At 73.9% G+C, this 22,729-nt stretch carries 15 protein-coding genes and 3 tRNA genes; 4 read left to right on the top strand and 14 right to left on the bottom strand.

The window, feature by feature from the left end; all coding sequences use genetic code 11:
• Positions 1–188 precede the first annotated feature (188 nt).
• From ACIGQF_RS25905 to ACIGQF_RS25865, 9 genes are all read right to left on the bottom strand, one after another.
• Positions 189–962 carry a TetR/AcrR family transcriptional regulator gene (locus ACIGQF_RS25905; protein WP_399714585.1) on the bottom strand — a complete coding sequence of 258 codons (774 nt, stop codon included), beginning with the start codon at positions 960–962 and terminating at the stop codon, positions 189–191.
• A gap of 54 nt (positions 963–1,016) precedes the next feature.
• A complete protein-coding gene (locus ACIGQF_RS25900) occupies positions 1,017–2,633 on the bottom strand; it encodes an MFS transporter (RefSeq protein ID WP_399714583.1) in 1,617 nt (538 codons plus the stop codon).
• 105 nt (positions 2,634–2,738) lie between these two features.
• The gene (locus ACIGQF_RS25895) at positions 2,739–4,946 is read right to left on the bottom strand and encodes an ArnT family glycosyltransferase (protein ID WP_399714580.1); all 2,208 of its coding nucleotides are present in this window, start codon (positions 4,944–4,946) and stop codon (positions 2,739–2,741) included.
• Positions 4,946–6,292: a glycosyltransferase gene (locus tag ACIGQF_RS25890; RefSeq protein WP_399714577.1), complete on the bottom strand. Its 1,347-nt coding sequence runs from the start codon at positions 6,290–6,292 to the stop codon at positions 4,946–4,948. The genes ACIGQF_RS25895 and ACIGQF_RS25890 overlap by 1 nt, the downstream gene beginning before the upstream one ends.
• 26 nt (positions 6,293–6,318) lie before the next feature.
• A complete protein-coding gene (locus tag ACIGQF_RS25885; RefSeq protein WP_399714574.1) occupies positions 6,319–7,893 on the bottom strand; it encodes a sensor histidine kinase in 1,575 nt (524 codons plus the stop codon).
• A 14-nt stretch (positions 7,894–7,907) separates the two neighbouring features.
• Positions 7,908–8,660: a response regulator transcription factor gene (locus ACIGQF_RS25880; protein WP_362212302.1), complete on the bottom strand. Its 753-nt coding sequence runs from the start codon at positions 8,658–8,660 to the stop codon at positions 7,908–7,910.
• 199 nt (positions 8,661–8,859) lie between these two features.
• A complete protein-coding gene (locus ACIGQF_RS25875; RefSeq protein WP_399714570.1) occupies positions 8,860–9,861 on the bottom strand; it encodes an amidohydrolase family protein in 1,002 nt (333 codons plus the stop codon).
• Positions 9,762–10,697, bottom strand: a complete 936-nt coding sequence (locus tag ACIGQF_RS25870) for a DUF2797 domain-containing protein (protein WP_399714568.1) — start codon at positions 10,695–10,697, stop codon at positions 9,762–9,764. The genes ACIGQF_RS25875 and ACIGQF_RS25870 overlap by 100 nt, the downstream gene beginning before the upstream one ends.
• Positions 10,698–10,710: 13 nt before the next feature.
• Positions 10,711–11,757, bottom strand: a complete 1,047-nt coding sequence (locus tag ACIGQF_RS25865; protein ID WP_399714565.1) for a GlxA family transcriptional regulator — start codon at positions 11,755–11,757, stop codon at positions 10,711–10,713.
• A gap of 44 nt (positions 11,758–11,801) precedes the next feature.
• Here ACIGQF_RS25865 and ACIGQF_RS25860 point away from each other — a divergent pair, with 44 nt between their 5' ends.
• Positions 11,802–12,569 (top strand): NAD(P)H-dependent oxidoreductase, encoded by a 768-nt coding sequence (locus tag ACIGQF_RS25860; RefSeq protein ID WP_399714562.1) that lies wholly within the window; start codon positions 11,802–11,804, stop codon positions 12,567–12,569.
• A 60-nt stretch (positions 12,570–12,629) separates the two neighbouring features.
• Here the strand turns inward: ACIGQF_RS25860 and ACIGQF_RS25855 are convergent.
• The 3 genes from ACIGQF_RS25855 to ACIGQF_RS25845 all read right to left on the bottom strand — a co-directional run bounded on the left by ACIGQF_RS25855 (position 12,630) and on the right by ACIGQF_RS25845 (position 13,181).
• Positions 12,630–12,702: transfer RNA gene (locus tag ACIGQF_RS25855), tRNA-Arg, on the bottom strand.
• A gap of 163 nt (positions 12,703–12,865) precedes the next feature.
• Positions 12,866–12,938 (bottom strand) — tRNA-Arg (locus tag ACIGQF_RS25850).
• 152 nt (positions 12,939–13,090) lie between these two features.
• Positions 13,091–13,181 (bottom strand) — tRNA-Ser (locus tag ACIGQF_RS25845).
• Positions 13,182–13,459: 278 nt separating this feature from the next.
• On the opposite strand from ACIGQF_RS25845, the gene ACIGQF_RS25840 reads away from it, so the two are divergent.
• Both ACIGQF_RS25840 and ACIGQF_RS25835 read left to right on the top strand, forming a co-directional pair.
• Entirely contained in the window at positions 13,460–13,927 is a 468-nt protein-coding gene (locus ACIGQF_RS25840; protein ID WP_399714559.1) for an SSI family serine proteinase inhibitor, read from the top strand.
• Positions 13,928–14,295: 368 nt separating this feature from the next.
• Complete coding sequence (locus ACIGQF_RS25835; protein ID WP_399714556.1) at positions 14,296–18,609, top strand: PAS domain-containing protein; 4,314 nt, start codon at positions 14,296–14,298, stop codon at positions 18,607–18,609.
• 148 nt (positions 18,610–18,757) lie between these two features.
• Here the strand turns inward: ACIGQF_RS25835 and ACIGQF_RS25830 are convergent, their stop codons facing one another.
• Positions 18,758–19,342 (bottom strand): TetR family transcriptional regulator, encoded by a 585-nt coding sequence (locus ACIGQF_RS25830; RefSeq protein ID WP_399714554.1) that lies wholly within the window; start codon positions 19,340–19,342, stop codon positions 18,758–18,760.
• A 100-nt stretch (positions 19,343–19,442) separates the two neighbouring features.
• Between ACIGQF_RS25830 and ACIGQF_RS25825 the strand changes: the two genes are divergently transcribed.
• On the top strand, positions 19,443–20,726 hold the full coding sequence (locus ACIGQF_RS25825; RefSeq protein WP_399714551.1) for an MFS transporter: 1,284 nt from the start codon (positions 19,443–19,445) through the stop codon (positions 20,724–20,726).
• A 117-nt stretch (positions 20,727–20,843) separates the two neighbouring features.
• On the opposite strand, the gene ACIGQF_RS25820 is transcribed toward ACIGQF_RS25825, so the two are convergent.
• A complete protein-coding gene (locus ACIGQF_RS25820; protein ID WP_399714548.1) occupies positions 20,844–22,511 on the bottom strand; it encodes a long-chain fatty acid--CoA ligase in 1,668 nt (555 codons plus the stop codon).
• Between the last annotated feature and the right edge of the window lie 218 nt (positions 22,512–22,729).

The following is a 22,729-nucleotide window of genomic DNA, read 5'->3' as shown; positions in this document are numbered from 1 at the left end:
GCGGGTGGGCGGGGCCGCGCCCCGCCGGGGGGGGGGGGGCGCGGCGGGCCGCCCCGCCCCCCCGCCCCCGCCCCCCCCGCCCCCCCCGGCGCGGCCCCCCCCCCCCCCCCCCCCCCCCCCCCCCCCCCCCGTCCGCATGCGGCCGGTGCCTTGTGCAGGGGGCCGGCGCCCTTGTGCACCCGGCCGGGTCAGGGCATGCGGCCCCGGTCGCGCATCGCCTCGATGCCGGCGATCTGCACGTCCAGCGCGAAGGCGAAGTCGCGCTCGCGCATCGCCCGGACGCCGATGCCCTGCCGGAGCTCCAGCGACCTGGCGGACATCTCCATCGTCTCGGCGAACTCCGGGCGGCCCTGCACCGCCCCGACGACCTCCTCGAACTGCTCGTCCAGCGACTTGCCGGTCTCCCGGCAGCGCTGCTCGTGCAGCCCCTCGACCGTGCTGAAGCCGTAGACGAACTGAAAGATCGAGCCGAGCCCCCCGGAGACCTGCTCCGGGGTCAGCCCGCTGCCCCGCATGACCCGCAGCGTCGCGTTGGAGAACGCGATCGCGTGCGGGCCCACGTTGAGGTACTCCCCCAGCAGCCGCGGCGCCCAGCGGTGCGTGACGAGCACCTTGCGGTACTCGGCGGCGAGGTGCCGCAGGTGGTCCCGCCAGTCCTTCTCCGGGTCGTCCTCGTCCGGCAGCTCGATCTCGCCGGCCACCGCGTCGATGGCCAGCTCCAGCAGGTCGTCCTTGGTGTCGACGTACCAGTAGACCGACATCGCCGTGACGCCGAGCGCGGCGGCCAGGCGGCGCATCGAGAACGCCGCCAGCCCGTCCGCGTCCAGCAGCCGGACGGTCGTCGCCACGATCTTGTCCAGGTCCAGCCCGGCCGGCTGGTCCGCCTTCCGCTTCAGCGGGGGACGTTCGGTCAGCCAGACACTTTTCCGCGGCTTGCCGGCGCGGCTGCCCGTCGCTGCCATGGCGCGCCCTCCCTCATCGCTGAACTGGTCGTACGCGGTCCTGCCGCCTCGATGCTATTCCGCTTCGGCACGGGAGCGCCCCGCCTGTCCGCCGGCCTCCGGAGCCGGTACCGCGGTCTCCCCGGCCACCGGGGCGGCTGTGGCGTCAGGGGCCCCGTGCTGCGCCGCGGCGGCCCGTTCGGCGCGCTCGGCGCGGCCGAGCAGCACGCCGGCGACCACACCGCCGGCGAACACCGCGGCGGCACCGACCAGTTGGCTGGTCTGGATGCCGGCCGCGAAGGCGTCGCGGACGGCGGCACGGTCGGCGTCCGTACGGGCTGCCGCGAGCGCGGCGGGCAGCGAGCCGGCCCCGGCGGCGGCCGCCGGGATCAGCGCGGCGAAGCGGGAGTTGAGCACCGCGCCGAGGACGGCGACGCCCAGGCCCTGGCCGCACTCCATGAGCGTGCCGTTGACGCCGGCGCCGACGCCCGCCTTGGCGGGCGGGATCGCGGACATGATGGCGTTGGCCATGGCCGGCATCGAGAGCGCGACACCGACACCCATGACGATCAGACCGGCGAGCATGCCGGAGTAGGAGTCGGCGCCCAGCAGCGAGATGGCCGCGAGGCCCGCGGCGAGCAGCGTCATGCCGACGGTGATGGTGCGCGGCGTGCCCATCTTGATCATCAGCTTTCCGGCGAGGCCGGAGAAGTTCAGGACGACGGCGGTCAGGGCGAGCGGCGCGGTACGCAGCCCGGCCTCCAGCGGCGCGTAGCCGAGCACCATCTGCAGATGCTGGGTGAGCAGGAACATCGAGCCGCCCATGCCGAACGCGACGAGGATGCCGCCCGCGACGGCGCCGACGAACTTGCGGTCACGGAAGAAGTGCATGTCCAGCATGGGGTGCGGGGTGTGCAGCTCCCAGCGGGCGAAGACGGCGAGCGCGACGAGGCCGACGACGGCGGAGCCCAGTACGCGGGCGGAGAGCCAGCCGTGGTCGGGCCCTGAGATGATCGCGAAGACCACGGCCACCATGCCGATCATGGACAGCAGGGCGCCCGGCAGGTCGGGACGGTCGCCGGAGGGGTTCTTGGACTCCGGCACCAGCTTCAGCACGGCGATCAGGCCGAGCACCGCGACCGGCAGGTTGATCAGGAAGATCGAGCCCCACCAGAAGTGGTTCAGCAGCGTGCCGCCGATGAGCGGACCGGCGGCGAAGCCTAGGGAGTTGACCGCTCCCCAGATGCCGATCGCCTTGGGGCGCTCCTCGTTGTCGAAGATCTGGACGACGACGGCGAGGGTGGTGGTCATCAGCAGCGCGCCGCCGATGCCCATACCGGCGCGGGCGGCGATCAGTTGCCCGGCGGACTGCGCGAAGCCCGCGACGAGCGAGCCTATGCCGAACAGCACCAGGCCGCCGGCCAGCATCTTTTTCCGGCCGTAGCGGTCGGCGGCGTTGCCGGCCGTGAGCAGCAGGCCGGACTGGACCAGCGAATAGGCGTTGATCATCCACTGGATGTCGGCGGTGGACGCGCCCAGCTCCTTGTTCAGGGAGGGGACGGCGACATTGAGGATGGTGTTGTCCAGGAGGACGGTGAGCTGCGCGAGGCAGATGACGCCGAGGATGATCCAGCGCGTGGGATGGCGCGGTGGGCTCTCGGTGGTTGCGGCAGCGGAGGCCACGGGGGACATGCAGGCTCCCTGTACGGATGTGAGCGGATGACTTACACCGTACAGGGATGTCTTATACGCCGTACATTTGATTTTCGGCCGCCGGGCCGGGTCCCTCCCCCGGCGCTATTTCTTCGGGCTGGTCAGGTCGTAGAGCGTCGTGCTGCCGACGGTGACCTTCTGGTAGTTCTTCGACACCCAGGACGTGATCTTCGAGGAGGTCCCCGAGTTGCCGGCCGGTCCGCCCATGCCGCCGCCCAGGAAGTAGTGGATCTTCCCGTCCTTCACGTACTGCTGGAACTGCGCGAGCGTCGGCGACGGGTCGCTGCCGTTGAAGCCGCCGATGGCCATGACCGGCTTCTCGGTGGCGAGCTGGTAGCTCGCCGCGTTCTGCGAACCGATGGAGGCGGCGACCCAGGTGTACTTGTCGGCGTCCGCGAGCAGCTTGGCCTTCACCTTGGCGCTGACCTGCGTACCGTTGAGCAGACCGCCCATGCCGCCGCCTCCGCGCATACCGCCGCGCTCGCCGCCGCCCGCGCCGCCGAAGCCGGGGAAGCCGGGGAATCCGTTGCGGGCGCCGTTGCCCTTCTGGGAGCCGTTGCCCTTCTGGTTGCCCTGGTTGCTCTGATTGCTCTGGCCCCCCTGGTTTCCCGGGTTTCCCTGATTTCTCGGGTTTCCCGGGTTGCCGTTCCCGCCGCCGGGGTTCATGCCCGGCGGCATGCCCATCCCGCCGGGACGACCCATCCCGCCCGGGCCGCCCATGCCGCCCGAGACCGACGGTCCCGCCGTGATGATCGAGCCGGTGTGCGGGGTCGTCACCGTGTTCAGCGTGTACGCCACCGGCCCGGCCAGCGATGTCGCGAGGCCCAGCCCCGCTGCACCGACCGCCAGCCGCCGGCCGGCCCCCTCCTGTCCGCGGCCGAGTACCGCCAGCGCGGCCGCCGCGAACAGCCCGCCGACCAGGACGGTCCAGCGCAGCCACGGCAGCCAGGAAGCGGACCGGTCGAGCAGGACGTACGACCAGACCGCGGTGACCGCGACCGTCAGCGCGAGCGCCGACGTGGCAGCGACGTGCTGCCGGCGCTGCCACAGCACCGCGGCGCCCATGCCCACCAGCGCCGCGATGTAGGGGGCCAGGGCGATGTTGTAGTACTGGTGGAAGATCCCGGACATGAAGCTGAAGGTCACGAAGGTCATCAGCAGCGCGCCGCCCCAGACCCAGAACGCGTTCCGCTGCTGCACGGCGAGTGCATCCGTCGCGGCCACCGCGTCCGTCACGGCCACCGCGTCCGTCGCGGCCACCGCGTCCTTCGCGCGGCGGGCCTTCCACAGCACGACCAGCCCGGCGATCAGCAGGATGAAGGCCGCGGGCAGCAGCCAGGAGATCTGACCGCCCATGTCGGAGGAGAAGAGCCGGGTGATGCCGGTCTCACCCCAGCCGCCGCCCCGGCCGCCGCCACCGCCGCCGACGCTGCCGGTCTCGTTGCCGTTGATCCGGCCCAGACCGTTGTAGCCGAAGGTCAGCTCCAGGAAGCTGTTGTTCTGCGAGCCGCCGATGTACGGGCGCGAGGACGCGGGCCACAGCTCGACGATCGCCACCCACCAGCCGGCGGACGCGATCAGCGCGAGCCCGGCGAGCAGCGTCCGGCCGATGCGCCTGCGGACCGTGGTGGGCGCGCAGAGCAGATAGACCAGCGCCAGCGGCGGCAGGATCAGCCACGCCTGGAGCGTCTTGACCAGGAAGGCGAAGCCGAAGCAGACCCCGGCGAGCACCAGCCACTTGGTACGGGCGTCCTCCAGGGCGCGCAGCACACAGGCGATCGCGCAGACCATCAGCAGGCAGAGCAGCGCGTCGGGGTTGTTGAAGCGGAACATCAGCGCGGCGACCGGGGTGACCGCCAGCACGGCTCCCGCGAGGAGCCCGGCGCCCGCGCCGAAGCGCCGGCGTACGGCCGCGTACAGCACCCCGACCGACGCGACGCCCATCAGCGCCTCGGGCACCAGGATCTGCCAGGCGCCGAGACCGAAGAGCTTCACCGACAGCCCCATCGGCCACAGTGCGGCCGGCGGCTTGTCGACGGTGATGGAGCTGGCGGCGTCCGAGGAGCCGAAGAAGAACGCCTTCCAGCTCTCGCTGCCGGCCTGGACCGCCGCCGAGTAGAAGGAGTTGGCGTATCCGGACGCGCCCAGGTCCCACAGGTAGAGCACGGCGGTGACCGCCAGCAGGAGCAGCAGCCCGGGGCGGGCCCAGCGCGGATCGCCGGGGCGCGCCGGGGTACGCGGCTCGGGCGGGGTGTCAGCGCGCGGAGCCTCGTACAGGGGTGGCGCGGTCATCAAGAGCTCCTGGAGTCACTGGTGCCCTGCTGGGCGGGGGTGGTGCCGGGGAAGACCCAGGCGCGGAAGAGGAGGAAGCGCAGCACGGTCGCGGCGAGGTTCGCGGCGATCAGTACGGCCAGTTCGGTGCCGTGCGAGGCATCGCCCGCCGCCGCGTTCAGGGCCGCCAGCGAACCGCTGGTCAGCGCGAGGCCGATGGCGAAGACGACCAGGCCCTGGGCCTGGTGGCGGACCGCGCGGTCCCGGCCCCGTACGCCGAAGGTGAGGCGTCGGTTGGCGGCGGTGTTGCCCAGCGCGCAGAGCAACTGGGCCAGCGCGTTGGCGGCCTGCGGCCCGATGCCGAGCCGGAAGAGCGAGTACAGCAGCAGGTAGGCGACCGTGCTGAGCGCGCCGACGACACAGAAGCCGACGAGCTGGCGGGCGAGTCCGCCCGGTACGCCGGCCAGTTGTCGGTCGCGCGGATCGTCGCCGAAGGGCCTGGCCAGCCGGTCCAGCGGCAGCGCGCCGGTGGCCAGCGCCCGCCCCACCCGCCAGACCCCCTTGAGGTCGTCGGTGGCGGTCTTCACGATGTGGACGGTGCTGTCGGGGTCGTCGACCCAGTCGACCGGCACCTCGTGGATCCGCAGCCCGGCCCGCTCGGCGAGGACCAGCATCTCGGTGTCGAAGAACCAGCCGGTGTCCTCGATCATCGGCAGCAGCCGCTGGGCCACGTCGCCGCGGATCGCCTTGAACCCGCACTGCGCGTCGCTGAACCGGGCGGCGAGCGAGCCGCGCAGGATCACGTTGTAGCTGCGCGAGATGAACTCCCGCTTGGGGCCGCGGACCACGCGCGAGCTGCGCGCCAGCCGGGAGCCGATGGCCAGGTCGGAGTGGCCGGAGATCAGCGGCGCCACCAGCGGCAGCAGCGCGTTCAGGTCGGTGGACAGGTCCACGTCCATGTACGCCAGGACGGGTGCCTGGGACATCGACCAGACGGTGCGCAGCGCCCGGCCGCGGCCCTTCTGCTCCAGCCGTACCGCCGTGACCTCGGCGATCTCGTCGTCCAGCCGGGCCGAGACCTCGGGCGTGGCGTCGGTGCTCGCGTTGTCCGCGATGGTGATCCGGAAGCCGTACGGGAACGTGTGGGTCAGGTACTCGTGGAGCCGCCGCACGCACGGTTCGAGGTCGGTCTCCTCGTTGTAGACCGGGATCACCACGTCCAGGACGGTCGTGGTGCGGCCGGGGCGCAGGTGCTCGCGCGGCGGCAGGGAGCCCAGCGGGACGGGGGCCGGTGCGGGTTCCGGGGCAGGGGCCTGGGAGTGGCCCGGGGCCGGAGTGGGGCCCGGGGCCGGCTGTGTCGTCGTCATGGCAACGACGTTCGTCGGCCCCGCTGTCACCTCCGTGTGGTGAGCCTGTGCCCTGCCTGTGAGTCCTCGGCGGGCTCCGTACCGTGCGTCACGGCGGGCTCCGTCGCGTACGTCACGGCGGGCTCGCAGCCGGGCGCCGCGGCGGGCAGCCGGACCGTGAAGACGGTCCGCCCCGGCACGCTGTCCACGCCCACTTCGCCGTCGTGCGCGGCCACCACGGCGCGGACGATGGCCAGGCCGAGACCGGTGCTCCCGGCGGACCGCGACCGCGAGGCGTCGCCGCGCGCGAACCGCTCGAAGACGTGCGGCAGCGTCGCCGCCGGGATGCCCGGCCCGTCGTCCTCGATCTGCAGCAGTACGGACGGGCCGTGCCGGGCCACCCGCGCGGTGACCGTCGTGCCCTCCGGGGTGTGCGTACGGGCGTTGGCGAGCAGGTTGACCAGCACCTGGTGCAGGCGCGCCGCGTCGGCCCGTACGAGCGCGGGTTCCTCGGGGAGTTCGAGCCGCCAGCGGTGCCCGGGGCCCGCCGCGCGGGCGTCGCTGACCGCGTCCACGGCCAGCGGGGAGAGATCGGTGCTCGCGTACGAGAGCGGGCGGCCCGCGTCCAGCCGGGCGAGCAGCAGCAGATCCTCCACCAGCCCGGTCATCCGGGTCGCCTCGGACTCGATGCGGCCCAGCGCGTGCCGGATGTCGGGGCCCGGCTCCTCGCGGCCGCGCCGGGTCAGCTCGGCGTAGCCGCGGATGGAGGCGAGCGGCGTACGCAGCTCGTGGCTGGCGTCGGCGACGAACTGCCGTACCCGCGTCTCGCTCTCCTGCCGCACGGCCAGCGCCGAACCGACGTGCCCCAGCATGCGGTTGAGCGCCGCGCCGACCTGCCCGACCTCGGTACGCGGATCGGCCTCGGCGGCCGGCACTCGCTCATGCAGCGCCACCTCGCCCTGATGCAGGGGCAGTTCGGAGACCCGGGTGGCGGTCGCGGCGACCCTGCGCAGCGGCCGCAGCGCGATGCCGACCATCGAGGCGCCCGCGATGCCCGCAGCGACCAGCCCGGCGGCCGTCACGCAGACCTCGACCACGATCAGCGTGCCGACCGTGTCCTCGACCTGGGTCAGCGGCAGCCCGATGACCACCGAACCGTCCTTGGTGGACTGGACGCGGTAGTCGCCTAGGCCGGGCAGGGTGGCGGTGTGCGGCCGGCCGTCCCGGGGGACGTCCTCCAGCGCCCGGACCTGTACCCGGCTCAGCGGGTCGAGATGATCGGCCGGGTCACGGCTCTTGACGTCATTGTTCTTCGCGCCCCGGTCGATCTCCCCGTCGGGCGAGACCCGGCCGCCGACCGTCCCGGTGGGCTGGCCCGGCATGGCGACGAAGTCCAGGCTCTGCCGCAGTGGATCATGCGCCGCGATCGGGCCCTGCGTGCGCCAGGCGGCGTCGTCCAGCTGGCCGTCGAGCTGGTTCTGCAGATACGAGTGCAACGCGATCGTCGTGACCGTGCCGATGACGGTCGCGACCACGGCGATCAGCGCGACCGCGGCCACCACCAGCCGGGTACGCAGGGACCACGGTCGCCGGCCGGAACGGCCGCCGGGGGTACGGAACATGAGCGTCGGTCCGCCTACTCGCCCGGCTTGATCAGATAGCCCGCGCCGCGCCGGGTGTGGATCATCGGGCTGCGGCCGGCGTCGATCTTCCGCCGCAGGTAGGAGATGTAGAGCTCGACGACGTTGGCCTGGCCGCCGAAGTCGTAGCTCCACACCCGGTCCAGGATCTGGGTCTTGCTGAGCACCCGGCGCGGATTGCGCATGAGGTACCGCAGCAGCTCGAACTCCGTGGCCGTGAGGTGGATGTCCACCCCGTCGCGCGAGACCTCGTGACTGTCCTCGTCCAGCACGAGGTCGCCCACCGTGAGCACCGACTCCGCGCGCACGGCGGCGGCCCCGGCCCGGCGCAGCAGTCCGCGCAGCCGGGCGACCACCTCCTCCAGGCTGAACGGCTTGGTGACGTAGTCGTCACCGCCCGCGGTCAGCCCCGCGATGCGGTCCTCCACGGCGTCCTTGGCCGTAAGGAAGAGCACCGGCACGTCGGGCAGGTCGCGGCGGAGCCGGCCCAGCACGGTCAGGCCGTCCATGTCGGGCAGCATGACGTCCAGGAGCACCGCGTCCGGCCGCCACTCGCGCGCGGCCCGCAGCGCGCTCGTGCCGTCCCCGGCGGAGCGGATGTCCCAGCCCTCGTAGCGCAGCGCCATCGAGAGCAGGTCGGTGAGCGAGGCCTCGTCGTCGACGACGAGCACCCGCACCGGACTCCCGTCGGGGCGCAGCAGTTCCGGTTGCTTCTTCGCCGAGGGCGGCGATCCGGCTGTGGCAGTCATACCGGCAAGCCTGGCGGCGGCCTCTGAGAGCCCCCTTTCCGGTTCCTGTGAATTTCCTGAGAAACGCTGGCGGGCGCGGCAAAAGAGCGTCCGACCGGCTGGGCCGCCCCCCGCGCGGTCCAGCCGGTCCCACTGAGTAAGAGCATGGCAGGCACCACTGACAATCGGCCCTGTGCGAGGGGCGGGCCGGGCGGCGCCGTCAGAGGTCCAGCAGCCGGGCCGCGTTCCCGTGGCACACGCCGCGCAGCCAGTCGTCCCCCAGCTCCAGCCGCGTCAGCGACTCCAGCGCGTGCGCGTAGCCGTACGGGATGTTCGGGAAGTCGCTGCCGAAGAGGATCCGGTCGCCGAGGTCCGCCAGCCGCCCGCGCTCCTCCCGCGGGAACGGCGCCGACCGCTCGGCGAAGTCGGTGAAGTTCATCGTCGTGTCCAGGTGGACGTTCCCGTACCGCTCCGCCAGGTCCAGGAAGTCGGTGTACTCCGGCATCCCCATGTGCGCCACGACCAGCGTCAGCCGCGGGTGCCGGGCCAGCACCCGGGCGACCGGCTCGGGCCCGGTGTGCTTGCCGGGCGCGGGCCCCGAACCGCAGTGGGTGACCACCGGCACTCCCGCGTCCGCCAGCAGCCCCCACACCTCGTCGAGCCGCTCGTCCGCCGGGTCGTACGCGCCGACCTGCACATGCGCCTTGAAGATCCGCGCGCCGCCCGCCAGTTCCTCCCGGACGTACGCCGCGGCGCCGTCCTCGGGGAAGAAGGTCGCGGTCCGCAGGCAGTCGGGCGTGCGGGCGGCGAAGTCGGCCGCCCAGCCGTTCAGCCAGCGCGCCATGCCGGGCTTGTGCGGGTAGATCATCGAGGTGAACGCGCGGACGCCGAAGCCGCGCAGCACGGCGAGGCGGGTCTCCTCCTCGTACCGGTACGTGATCGGCCACTCCCGGCCCACCAGCGGCCCGGCCGCGTCGAAGTACGCCCAGACCTTGGCCAGCACGCGCTCCGGCATGAAGTGCGTGTGCACGTCGATCAGTCCGGGGAGCCCCAGCTCCCGCCAGAACGCCCCGACCCGCTCGTCCCCTTCGGCCGCCGTCCCGCGCGGCCCCTCCGGCGCCTTCAGAACAACCCCTCCTGCCGTCCCTCGTCCGTACCGCTCTCCGCCCGGACCACCACGTCCGCCGTCGTCACCTTCCCCGCCGCGGCGCGCAGCACCCATCCGGACAGCAGCCGGGCGTCCAGGACCACCACCGGCACCGCGCTCCCGCCCCGGCCCTCCTGCCCCGCCTGCCCTTCCTGCCGCAGGTACAGGTCGGAGCCGGCCGCCGCCAGCACCTCCCCGGCGATCTCGGCCCCCGCGCGCAGCGCCCCGACCTCTCCCACGGCCCCCGGCTCCGCCGGAATCCGGTCCAGCCCGAACACCTCGGAGTGGTCCGCGTACGCGTACGGAGCGGCCCGGAGCGCCTCCGGCCAGCCCGGCAGCGACTGCGCCTCGCGGTGCAGCGCACCCAGCGCGGCGGCCCGCTCGGCGGCCGGCGGCAGCGCCAACCGCGCCGCCCGCTTCTCCGCCTTGGCGAACCGGTCACGGACCGCCAACGCGCTCCCCAGCAGCGCCTCGGCCCGCCGCGCGGCCATCAGCGGCCCGTGCCCCAGCCAGGAGTACCCGACCGCGCCCTGCTCCAGCAGCCGCGCAGCGCCCCGCTCGGCCGCGGTGATCCCCACCTTCAGCAGGCCGGGGCCGAAGTACGCCAGATAGACGCCGTACGGGCGCGGATCGTCGGCCATCGTGTCCGCGGCGACCGACCGCGACCGGTCCAGCCGCGCGCAGTCCGGGCACTGGTCGCGCGCGCCCGCCCCGTCGAGCACCGCCGCGTGCGGACAGACGATCCATCGCCCTGCCCGCCGCACGCCGAGGCAGCGCCGCTCGCCCTCCACCGCGAACGCCAGCGCCCGGCCGGCGGGCAGGGTGCTGCGCCGCTCCTCGCCCCGCTCCGGGTGGTACCAGCCGAGCCCGAAGGCGCCGCCCGACCACCGCGGTCCCGTGCACCGCCACATCGTCCCGCCCCTCTCACACCACGGACACGGCCCGTTCCGTCCGCTCGTCCGCCGCGCCGGGCCCCCTGAAAGTGCTGCGGTACTGGCTCGGCGAGACGCCCAGCGCCACCTGGAGATGCTGCCGCAGCGACGCGGCGGTGCCGAATCCGGCGTCGGCCGCCACCCGGTCCACCGAGAGGTCGGTGTCCTCCAGCAGCTGCCGGGCCCGCTCGACGCGCTGCTGGGTGAGCCACTGGAGCGGCGAGAGCCCGGCCTCCTCGCGGAAGCGCCGGGTGAAGGTCCGTACGCTCATCGACTCGCGCGCGGCCAGCTCGCGCAGGGTCAGCGGCCGGTGCAGATTTTCCAGGGCCCAGGCCCGGGCAGCGCCCGTCGTGGCGAACTGCCGGCTGGGCACCGGACGCTGGATGTACTGGGCCTGGCCGCCCTCCCGGTGCGGCGGTACGACCGTGCTCCGCGCCACCTCGTTGGCCACGCCCGAGCCGAAGTCGCTGCGCACCATGTGCAGGCACAGGTCCACCCCCGAGGCCACGCCCGCCGAGGTCAGCACGTGGCCATCCTCGGTGTAGAGCACCTCCGGGTCCAGGCACACGCCCGGGAAGAGCCGCCGGAAGTCGTCCGTGGACCGCCAGTGGGTGGTGGCCCGTCGCCCCTCCAGCAGACCCGCCGCCGCCAGCACGAAGGCGCCCGTACAGATCGAGGCCACCCGGGTGCCGGGGCGGATACGGGCCAGCGCGGCAGCGAGCGGCGGGTCGAGCCGCCCCTCCTCCGGCGTGTAGTCCTCGTGCGCGGCGGGCACGACCACGGTCTGCGCCTCGGCCAGCGCCTCCGGGCCGTGCGCCACGTTGATCGTGAAGTCCGCGTCCGTCCGCACAGCGCCGGGCTCGACAGCGCAGGTCACCACCTCGTACAGCGGTTCGCCCGCGGGCGTTTTCGCCTGCCCGAAGACGCGGTGGACGATGCCCAGCTCGATCGGCAGCATGCCGTGCCGCACCAGGACGGCGATCCGGTGCCGCCCGCTCGCGAAAGCACTCATGGCCCGATCCTTGCACACCCTGGCCATCAGGCCACTCGTTTCGGGCCGCCCAGCGCCGCAAGATCGTGTCCATGAAGGTTTTCTGGCTCTACGCCCACCCCGAGTCCCGCTCCCTCAACGGCTCCCTGAAGGACGAGGGCATCCGTGCACTGGAGGCCGCGGGCCACGAGGTGCGCGTCTCCGACCTGTACGCGATGAAGTGGAACCCGGTCGTCGACGCCGAGGACTTCGACCACGACCGCACCGAACGGCTCGACGTCGCACGCGCCTCCCAGGAGGCGTTCGACACCGGCCGGCTGGCCCCCGACGTCGCCGCCGAGCAGGAGAAGATCGACTGGGCGGACGCGGTGATCGTCCAGTTCCCGCTCTGGTGGTACGGGATGCCCGCGATCCTCAAGGGCTGGTTCGACCGCGTCTTCGTGAAGGGCTTCGGATACGGCGTCACCGACGAACAGGGCCGCACCCTGCGCTACGGAGAGGGCCGGCTGGCCGGCAAGCGCGCCATGGTCGTCCTCACCGCCGGCGCCTTCGAGCCCTCGCTCAGCCCCCGCGGCATCAACGGCAGCCTGGAATCCGTGCTCTTCCCCCTCCAGCACGGCACCTTCTGGTACAGCGGCATGTCCGTGCTGCCCCCGCTCCTGGTCCCCGCGGCCAACCGCGTCTCCCCGGACCAGTACGCCGAGGCCGCCGCCGGCCTCCGTGAGCGGCTCCGCACCCTCGCCACCACCCCGCCGCTCCCGTACCGCACCCAGAACGGCGGCGACTACGACGAGGACCTGGTCCTCCACCCCGACCTGGCCCCGAACCGCACGGACCTCGCCATCCACCGGCGGGACTGACGATCGGGCCGGGAACACCGAAGGCCCCGTCGATCTCTCGACGGGGCCTTCGCGTTGCTGTGCGCTCGGCAGGATTCGAACCTGCAACCTTCTGATCCGTAGTCAGATGCTCTATCCGTTAAGCTACGAGCGCTCGGCTCTCCGGCGGTGTTCACCACCGGTCGGCGTTGCGGGACCACTTTACATGACCTGCGAGGGAGCTCGCTCCGGGCACCCGCCGAGGCCTTCGGCGGCACACGCGGATCATCACGAGAAAACCCCCGTCCGGACGAACCGGCGGGGGCTTTGTCATGCTGTGCGCTCGGCAGGATTCGAACCTGCAACCTTCTGATCCGTAGTCAGATGCTCTATCCGTTAAGCTACGAGCGCTCGGCTTCCCGGCGGTGTTCACCACCGGTCGGCGTTGCGGGAACAACATTACATGACCTGCGCCGGTGCGCGAAATCCTTTGCCCGGACCCTGCCTGAGCTGCGAAAACGAACGAAGCCCCGACCTTGCGGCCGGGGCTTCGTCCCTTACTGCGGAGGCGGAGGGATTTGAACCCTCGATGGGCTTTAAGACCCAAACCGCATTAGCAGTGCGGCGCCATAGACCGGACTAGGCGACGCCTCCACGCAACGCCACCCCGCGCGAACGCGAAGTGGTGTGTGCAGATGATGGCACAGCTCAGCGTGCTGTCACCAATCGAGGTCCACGGTACTAGGCGCGCGGGCCGCTGGGCAAAGCACTTCCGGCGGGAAACATCCCGGTACGGGCAGGCCGGGACGGTGCGGTACGCAGCGGAGTCGCGCGGTTGCGCAACGTACGGAGGAGTGGAGCGTTAAGAGGGGAAGGGGAGCCGTCCCGGTCCCCCGCCGTCCCCGGTCCCACCCCCACGCCTGGAGAGTCCGATGGCGCTGCGCCGTATCGCCCTTCTCGCCCTGTCCGCCGCCACCTGCGCCCTCGTGCCGGCCCTCGCCGCGCCGACGGCCGGCGCCGTCACCCCCTCGGAGCAGGTCCGGCAGGCGCCGATCCCGCTGGCCAAGGGCGGGGATCAGCTCAAGGTGACCGTCACCGAGTCCGGCAGCGCCGGACTGGACGGCACCCACGTACTGAAGTGCCACCCCACCGGCGGCGACCACCCCAGGGCGGAGGAGGCGTGCCGGACGCTGGACAAGGTGACGCGGTGGGGCAAGGACCCCTTCGCGCCGGTGGACCCCGGCACGGCCTGCACGATGCAGTACGGCGGCCCCGCCGTCGCGCACGTCACCGGCCGCTGGGCCGGGCGCCCGGTCGACGCCACCTTCAAGCGGGACAACGGCTGTGAGATCGGCCGCTGGGAGAAGCTCGTGCCCCTGCTGCCCGCCGCGGGCGCGTAAGGAGACTCGTCGGGAAGGCCGGAAGACGACGTCAGAGGCGGGAAGCGGAGTCGGGAGCGCCGGAAGGCCGGCGTCCGCTTCCCGCGAAGTCCGGCCGGGTTTCGTGCCCAAGTAGGGCGCCAGATCAGGACGCGGGGCACATGTCGGGCGTGCGTCGAGTCGCACAGGGCCGTGGCATTACCTCCCCGTCATCCGCCTCCGCGTCCCCGCCCGGTGCCCGTAGACTCCCTTTCAGTGACACGCCACAGTGGGTTTCAGTCACCCGCCCCGGTGGGGTGTCGGCAAGATGCGGTCATCAGGGAGGAAGCGTCGTCGTGAGCAGCAGGCCATCCCGAGGCGCTGCTCGCCTCGCAGCCATACTCGACGCCTTGCCCGACGCGCTGTTGCTCGTCAACTGCAACGGCACGGTCGTCAACGCCAACACCATCGCCCTGGAGACGTTCGAGGCGCCGGGCACGGCCCTGGTGGGCCGCGGCCTGCTGGACCTGCTCCCGACGTTCGACTCCAAGCGCATCCCCGGCTCCATGCGGCGCCCCGACGACACCGCGCACGAGGGCGGCCGGCAGAAGCCGACCCGGATGGTCGCGCGGCGTACGGACGGTACGGAGATGCTGGTCGAGGTGACCAGCGCCAACCTGGAGGACGGCCGCACCCCGTACGAGTCGTCCTTCGAGGCGGCGTACGCGGACCACCGCACGAGCTACACCGGCGACGAGCTGCTGATGCTCGTCGTGCGCGACCTCTCCGGGCAGCTGGACATCGAGAGCGAACTGGCCCGCCAGCAGCGCCAGACGGAGATGATCCTGCGCGCCGCGGCCGAGGGCGTGGTCGGCGTGGACGCGGAGGGCAAGGTCGTCCTCGTCAACCCCTCCGCCGCGCAGATCCTCGGCTACCGCGCCAGCGAGCTGGGCGGCAAGGAACTGCACCCGCTCATCCACCACTCACGCGCCGACGGCACCCCCCTCCCCTGGGCAGAGACCCCGCTCGCCGACACCCTCAAGTCCGGCCGCAAGCACCGGGTGCGCGCACAGGTGCTGTGGGCCAAGGACGGGCGCGCGGTCTCCGTCGACCTGACGACCGCGCCGGTACGCGACGGCGACCAGCTCGTCGGGGCCGTGATGACCTTCACCGACCGGCGCCCGATGGACGCGCTGGCCGCCCGCCAGAGCCAGCTGCTCGCGGTACTGGACCGGTCGCTGCGCGGCCCGCTGGAGGAGCTCCGCGGCGAGCTGGGCACGCTGGCGTCCGACCCGGCCGGCCAGCTCTGGCCGGAGGCCAACCAGGTCCTGCACCACCTCTCCGCCGGGTACAGCCGGATGACGACGCTGGTGGACAACGTCCTGAGCTACCAGCAGCTCGACGCGGGCACGGACAAGCTCCAGCGGACCGAGGTCTCGCTGGACGCGGTGGTCGCCGCCGGCGTCGAGGGCGCGGTCGAGCTGATCGGGCCGGGACGCGCGCAGTTCGCGGTGCACGCGCCGCCGATCGAGGCCGAGGTGGACGCGGCGCGGCTGGCGCAGGCGCTCTCGCATCTGATCGCCGACGTCGCGGGCGTGGACTCCACCGGCAACACCCCCTCGGGCGTGGCTCCGGCCGGGGACTCCACGATCGTGGTCGCGGCGGCCAAGCGCGGCGCGGTCGTCCGCATCGAGGTGCGCGGCCCGTACAGCGGCGGCGACCCGGTGCACGGCCCGATCGTGCGCGGCATCGTCCGGCTGCACGGCGGCGTGCTGCAGACGCACGAGGTGCCGGGCGGCGCGGGCGGCAGCGCGTACGTACTGGAGGTACCGGTCAAGGCGGACGGCTCGCCCGTACCGGCCGGGCAGCAGGCGGCCGGCGCCGACGGAACGACCGAGATGCCCGCGTCCGACGGCGCCGGGACCGCGACGCCGGCCGGCGGTACGGCCGGGGGCGGGCGCCGACGCGCCCGCGGCGGCACGAACGGCGCCGACGCGACGGCCGGCGGGCAGCCGGGTGACCGGACTTCCGGGGGCCGGGGCCCGAACACCCCGGCGGGCGGCACTCCTGGCGCCGGTACGGACGGCCGCGGCGCCGGCGACGGCACCGCCGGTACGGGCCTGCCGGGCGCGGAGGCCGTTCCTCCGGGCGGCCGGCGGCGGGGCCGCCCCGAGGCGGAGTCCTCGGGCGGCGGACTGCCCGCACTGCCCGCCGCGGCCGGTTCCGCCGGCGAGCAGCAGGGTCACACGGCTGGCGGGCGCCGGGCGCGCCGGGCGCTCTCCGACACCGCCGGGCGCTCCCTGCCCGACCAGATGCCGCCGGCGCAGGCCCCGGGCCGGGGCCCGGACGCGCCGCAGGGCGCCGAGCAGCAGCCTTCCCAGTCGGCCGCGAGCGCGCTGACCCCGGCCGCGGGCCCGGGCCGCCCCGGTCCGGCACAGCCGCACGGCGGCCCCGGCCAGGCAGCGGGCGGCCGGACCGGCGGCCAGGCACAGCCCGGTGGTCAGGGCCCCGCCGGGCTCAGTCCCGCGCACGCCGGTGGCGCACCGGCCGCGCCCGCCGCGCAGCAGGGCCCGCGTACGCCCTTCGCGCTGCCGCCCGCCGCCGCCGACCGGAACTCCGCGCAGGCCCCGGCCCCGCAGCGGCCCGGCGCGCAGCAGCCGCGACCCGCGCTGCCCGCCCCGGGCGCGCAGGCCCCGGGCACACAGCCGAACGCCGGGCAGCCGAACAGCGCTCAGGCGGCCGGTGGGCAGGCGGCCGGGGGGCAGACCGCCGGTCGCCGGGCGGCCGGGGAGCAGGTGCCCGGTGCGCCCGGTGCGCAGCTGCCCGCCCAGGCGGGTCCGGCCGGGCCCGGGAACGCGGTGCCCGCGGGAACCGGCAGGCGCCGGGCCCGCCGGGCCGCTCCCGAGGAGGCCCCCGAAAGCACACCCGGCGGCACCGCCGTGCCCGGTGGCGCGCTGCCCGCCGCGGCCGTTGCCGGGGCCGGTCCGGCCGCCGGCGGCGAGTGGGACGCGCCGACCGGCAGGCGCCGGGCGCGGCGTGCCGCCGCCGAGGAGCGGGCGGCTGCCGCGATGGCCGACTCCGAGTCCAGCGGTACGTTCGTGGTGGGCGCCGAGGGCCAGGTCACGCACCCCGAGGACACCCCGGCGGCACCCGCTTCACCGGCACCCGCGCCACCGGCTCCCGCGCCGACGGGCCGCCGCCGTGGCCGCCCCAGCCCGGCCGAGGCGACCGGACCGCACGGCCAGGAAGCGCACGGCCAGGACACACAGGGCCAGCAGGCGCAGGGGCAGCAGGCGCAGCACGGGCGGCCGTCCGAGGGCGGGCCGCAGGGCGAGGCCGCCGGCGACGGCCGGCCGGGCGCCGGGCCGCAGGCCGCCTCCGTACCGGGTCCGCGTCGGTCGGCGCCGGGTGAGCAGCCGCCCGGCCAGCCCGGCGCGGCGCGCCGCCCGCTGCCCGCTCCGGAGGAGGAGGCGGGCCCGGCGGCCGGGCAGTCGCACGGCCGCGCGTTCAGCGTGCGCACGCTCGGCCAGGGCGTCCCCTTCTCCCAGCAGATCGCCGACCAGCACCAGCCGAACGGCCATCCGGGCCAGCCCGGACAGCAGGGCCAACCCGGTCAGCAGGGCATGCCCAGGCAGCCGGCGCGCCACGGTCAGCCCGCCGCGGGCGGTCAGGGCGCCGGGGCCGGCGACCCGAACGCCACCAGCGGTGGCGGCACCCTCGGCGGCGCCGGCAGCGCCGGTTCCGGCCGCCGCCGGAAGCTCGCCGCACCGCCGCAGGAGGGCGACCGGGGTACGGGCTCGGAGATGGTGCCCGCCACCCGCGCCCCGCAGGGCACGCAGGCGCAGACGCAGGCACAGCCGCCGCTGATGGAGTCCACCGAGGGCCGCGCTTTCGCGATCTCCGCGCCGGACGAGGGCCAGGAGGGCCCGGAGCCGCTGGACGGTCCGAACGGTGCCATAGAGGTCGTCGACCACCAGCCGCCGCCCATGGACGACGAGCTGCCGCCCGAGCCGCTGGACAATCCGCGCCGGCTCCTGGTGTGGCCCGCGCCGGACGCCTCGACCCAGCAGGCGCTGAGCGACCGCGGCTACCGCCCCGTGATCGTCAACTCCCGCGAGGAGGTGGACGCGCAGATCGCGGCGTATCCGGCCGCGCTCTTCGTCGACCCGCTGACCGGGCCGATCACCCGCAAGGCGCTGCAGTCGCTGCGCCAGGCCGCGGGCGCCGCCGAGGTGCCCGTCCTGGTGACGGCCGGGCTGGGCCAGGCGACCCGGGAGGCGGCGTACGGTGCCGATCCGGCCGTACTGCTCAAGGCGCTCGCGCCGCGCGACAGCGAGCAGCACCCGCCGCGGGTGCTGCTGATCGAGGAGAACGACGCCGTCGCGGGCGCGCTCACCGCCTCGCTGGAGCGGCGCGGCATGCAGGTCGCGCGGGCCGCGACGGACGCGGACGCGGTCAGCCTGGCCACCCAGGTGCGGCCCAACCTCGTGGTGATGGACCTGATGCAGGTGCGCCGCCGACGGGCCGGGATCGTGGACTGGCTGCGCGCGAACGGGCTGCTGAACCGCACCCCGATGGTCGTCTACACCGCCGCCGACATGGACCCCGCCCAACTCCCGCGGCTCGCCTCGGGCGAGACGGTGCTGTTCCTCGCCGAGCGGTCCACGAGCCCGGACGTACAGGGCCGGATCGTCGACCTGCTGGCCAAGATCGGCACGAACTGACGCGGACCGGGGCGGACTTCCGCGGGCCTGCGAGCTGACGCGGGGCCGGGGCGCCCCGGTTACCTGCGCGCCCCGGTGGCCGGCCGGCCCGGTCACCGGCGGCCGGTCCGCGGCGGCCCATGGCCGGTCCGCGGCGGCCCGGTGGCCGCTACGGCTTGCTGATGATCCGCCGTACCGTCGTACGGATCGACTCGCGCAGCCGGGCCCTGGCCTCGTCCGTGTCGCCGACCAGGATGCGCCGCATCTGCGGCATGGCCGCGTACCAGGCCGCCACGCCGAGCAGGATGAACGCCAGGTCGCGGGGCGGCAGAGCGGCCCCGATGACGCCCCGGCGCTGGGCGTCGGCGAAGACCTCGGCCTTGCGGTCCCAGTGCGCGGTGCGCTCGTCCTCGCGCGGGATGGCGCCGGTGCCGTACTCCAGCCCCTCCCACATCAGCAGCCGCAGCAGCTGCGGATGGGTGTCGTGGTACTCCAGCAGCCGGTCGACCCAGGCGTCCGGGTCGTCGGCGTCGACCGGCATGTTGCGGGCGTGGTCGACCAGCCGCTGCTCCAGGACCTGCGCGAACAGCTCGCTCTTGTTGCCGAAGTAGGCGTAGATGAGCTGCTTGTTGGCCTTGGCCTCGCGGGCGATCCGGTCGATGCGGGCGCCCGCGATGCCGTACGCGGCGAACTCGGCGGCCGCCGCTTCGAAGATGCGGGCCTTGGTCGCCGCGGGGTCCCTGGTCCCTGTCATGGAATCAGCGTAACCAACTGTTTGGTTGACACGACCGGCACACGTACCGAAACTTACAACCAACCAGTTGGTTACTATCGGGGAGGAAGCCACCGCCAGCATGTCCACCACACCGCCCGCGCCCGCCGCGTCCGCCGCCGCACCCCTCGACGCCCCGCGACCCGACAGCGCACCCGCCGCTTCCCCGGCCGACCGCGCCGCCGCGGCACCGACGGGCCACAGCGGCCCGCCGCCCGCCCTGCTCCTCGCCGTCATCTCCCTGTGCACCGCGGTGACGGTCGCCAACGTCTACCTCGCCGCGCCGCTCCTCGGCCTGATCGCCCGCGGCTTCGGCGTACCCGCCGCCGACGTCAGCTGGATCACCGCACTCTCCCAACTGGGCTACGCCCTCGGCCTGTTGTCCTTCGCACCGCTCGGCGACACCGCGAACCGGCGCCGCCTGGTCGCCGTGCTCTCCGTCGTCACCGCCGTCGCGATGGCCGTCGCCGGGTTCGCCCCCGGCCTGCCGGCGCTGGGGGCAGCGCTGCTGGTCGCGGGCGCCACGACCGTCATCCCGCAGCTGCTGGTGCCGCTGGTCGCCGAGCGGGCCCCGGCCGCGCGCCGCGGCCTGCACGTCGCGGCCGTCGTCGCGGGCCTGTTCACCGGCATCGTCGCGGCCCGGGTCGTGGGCGGGCTGGCCGGCCAGGCGTACGGCTGGCGCGCCGTCCTCCTCGGCTCGGCCGTACTCACCGCGCTGATCGGCTCGGTGACCGCCGCGCTGCTGCCGCCCGAGCGGCGCGAGGTCTCCGGTGGGCTGCTGTCCCGGATCGGCCGGGGCGTCGCCCAGGTGCCCGGGATGCTGCTCTCCTCCGCCGACCTGCGGCGGGCCTGTCTGCGCCAGGGCGGTCTGTTCGGCGTGTGGAGCGCACTGTGGACGGCGGTCGTGCTGCTGCTGACCGGCGCGCCGTACCACTTCTCGACCGCGACCGCCGGTCTGTTCGGCCTCTTCGGGCTGGTCTCGGCGATGGTGTCGCCGCTGGCCGGCGGGCTGATCGACCGCTTCGGCAACGACCGCGTGGTGTCCGCCGCCTACGGGCTCACGCTGGCCTCCGTACCGTTCTTCTGGCTGGGCGGACACCAGCTGTGGGCGCTGTGCCTGGCGGCCGTACTGATCCACGCCGGCCTGGTCTGCGGCCAGGTCGCCAACCAGACCCGCGCGCTGACCGCCACCGGCTCACCCGCCACGGCCAACACCGCCTACATGGTCGCGGCCTTCTTCGCCGGCGCCCTCGCCTCCGCCCTGACCGGCCCGGTCTACACCCACTGGCACTGGCCCGGCGTCTGCGTTCTGGCCCTCGTCTGGCTCGCCGCCGGCCGCTTCCTCCCCCACGGCGGGCGCCGCTGAGCCGTAGCCGTACGGCTGGTCGCCGCTGAACGGAACCCTGCCGCTGTCGCCGCGACGGCCCGGCCGGGACGCGGTACGTCCGGGAAGCCCACTCCCCCGGACGCACCGCTCCCCCGCTCAGCCCAGCTGCGTGACGTCCAGCCCGCCGTCCGCGTACTGCTTCCGCAGCACCTTCTTGTCGAACTTCCCCACGCTCGTCTTCGGTACGGCCGGGATGACCGCCCAGCGTTCGGGGAGCTGCCAGCGGGCGATGCGGCCGGCGAGGAATTCCTTCAGGTCCTCGTAGCCGGCCGTGGCGCCCTCCTTCAGGACGACGGTGGCCAGCGGGCGTTCGCCCCACTTCTCGTCCGGTACCGCGACCACGGCGGCCTCGGCGACGTCCGGGTGGGCCATCAGGTGGTTCTCCAGATCCACCGAGGAGATCCACTCGCCGCCCGACTTGATGACGTCCTTGGCGCGGTCGGTGAGGGTGAGGTAGCCGTCGGGCGTGATCGTGCCGACGTCACCGGTGCGCAGCCAGCCGTCCGGGCTGAACTTGTCCTCGGGGCGGAAGTCCTCGCCGTCCGCGCCCCCGTAGTACGCGCCCGCGATCCACGGCCCGCGCACCTCCAGCTCGCCGGCCGACTCGCCGTCCCAGGGCAGGTACTCGCCGCCGGGGCCGGCCAGCCGCGCCTCGACGGAGGCCGGGAAGCGGCCCTGCGTACAGCGGTAGCCCCACTCCTCCTCGCCGGTCACGCCGGCCGGCGGGTGCGCGACGCTGCCCAGCGGCGAGGTCTCGGTCATGCCCCAGGCGTGCACGACGCGGATGCCGTGCCGGTCCTCGAAGGCCTTCATCAGGGCGGGCGGGCAGGCCGAGCCGCCGATGATCACCTTGGCCAGGCTGGACGCCCCCGCGATGGTGCCCGCTTCCTTTCTGGAGTCCAGCTCGGCGAGGAGCCCCTGCCAGATGGTGGGCACCGCGGCGCCGATGGTGGGCCGTACGGTCTCGATCATCTCGGCGAGCGGGGCCGGCTGGAGGAACCGGTCCGGCATCAGCAGCGAGGCGCCCGCCATGAAAGCGGCGTGCGGCAGGCCCCAGGCGTTCACGTGGAACATGGGGACGACCGGAAGCGCGATGTCACGGCCGTTCAGCGCGAACGCCTCGGCGGTGTTGACGTGCATCGAGTGCAGGTAGAGCGAGCGGTGGCTGTAGACCACGCCCTTGGGGTCGCCGGTGGTGCCGGAGGTGTAGCAGAGCGCGGCGGCCTGCCGCTCGTCGGCCTCGGGCCAGTCGTACGTCTCCGGGCGGCCGGCCAGCAGCTCCTCGTAGTCGTGCACCCGCGCGGTGGCGCCCTCAAGGACGGAGCGGTCGCCGGGGCCCGCGACGACGATGTGCTCCAGGCTGGGCAGCTGCGGGAGGAGCGGGGCCAGCAGCGGCAGCAGCGAGCCGTTGACCAGCACGACCCGGTCGTCGGCGTGGTTGACGATCCAGACGAGCTGCTCGGCGGGCAGCCGGAGGTTCAGGGTGTGGAGGACCGCGCCCATGGCGGGGATCGCGAGGTATGCCTCCAAGTGGACGCTGTTGTTCCACATGAGGGTGGCAACGCGGGCGTCGCCGCGTACGCCCAGCTCGTCGTGGAGGGCGTGGGCCAGCTGCGCGGCGCGCAGCCCGGTCTCCCGGAAGGTCTGGCGGTGCGGCTCGCCCTCCCCGGTCCAGGTGATCACCTCGGCCTTGCCGTGCACGGTGGCGCCGTGCGCGAGGATGCGGGTCACTGTCAGCGGTACGTCCTGCATCGTGCTCAGCACCGGGGCCTCCCGAAGACCGGTTACGGGCGAGTAGATTTCCGCTGATTCTGCTGCCGTACCAGGCGGTATGTCACTACCGCGCGAGAAAATCAGGCGTGTCACCCGTCACGGTGGCTGTCCCGATGGCAGTCCCGGTGGCCTTCACGATGGCCTTCCCGCTGCTGTCGGGCCGACGTGCGGAATCGCTCCCCGGGAGCCCGCTCCGAGCCTGGTCGGAG

Origin of the sequence: Streptomyces sp. NPDC053560 (assembly GCF_044544605.1) — a bacterium.
In the GTDB taxonomy this organism is placed as follows: Bacteria; Actinomycetota; Actinomycetes; order Streptomycetales; family Streptomycetaceae; genus Streptomyces.
This window is presented reverse-complemented; position numbering and strand designations above follow the sequence as displayed.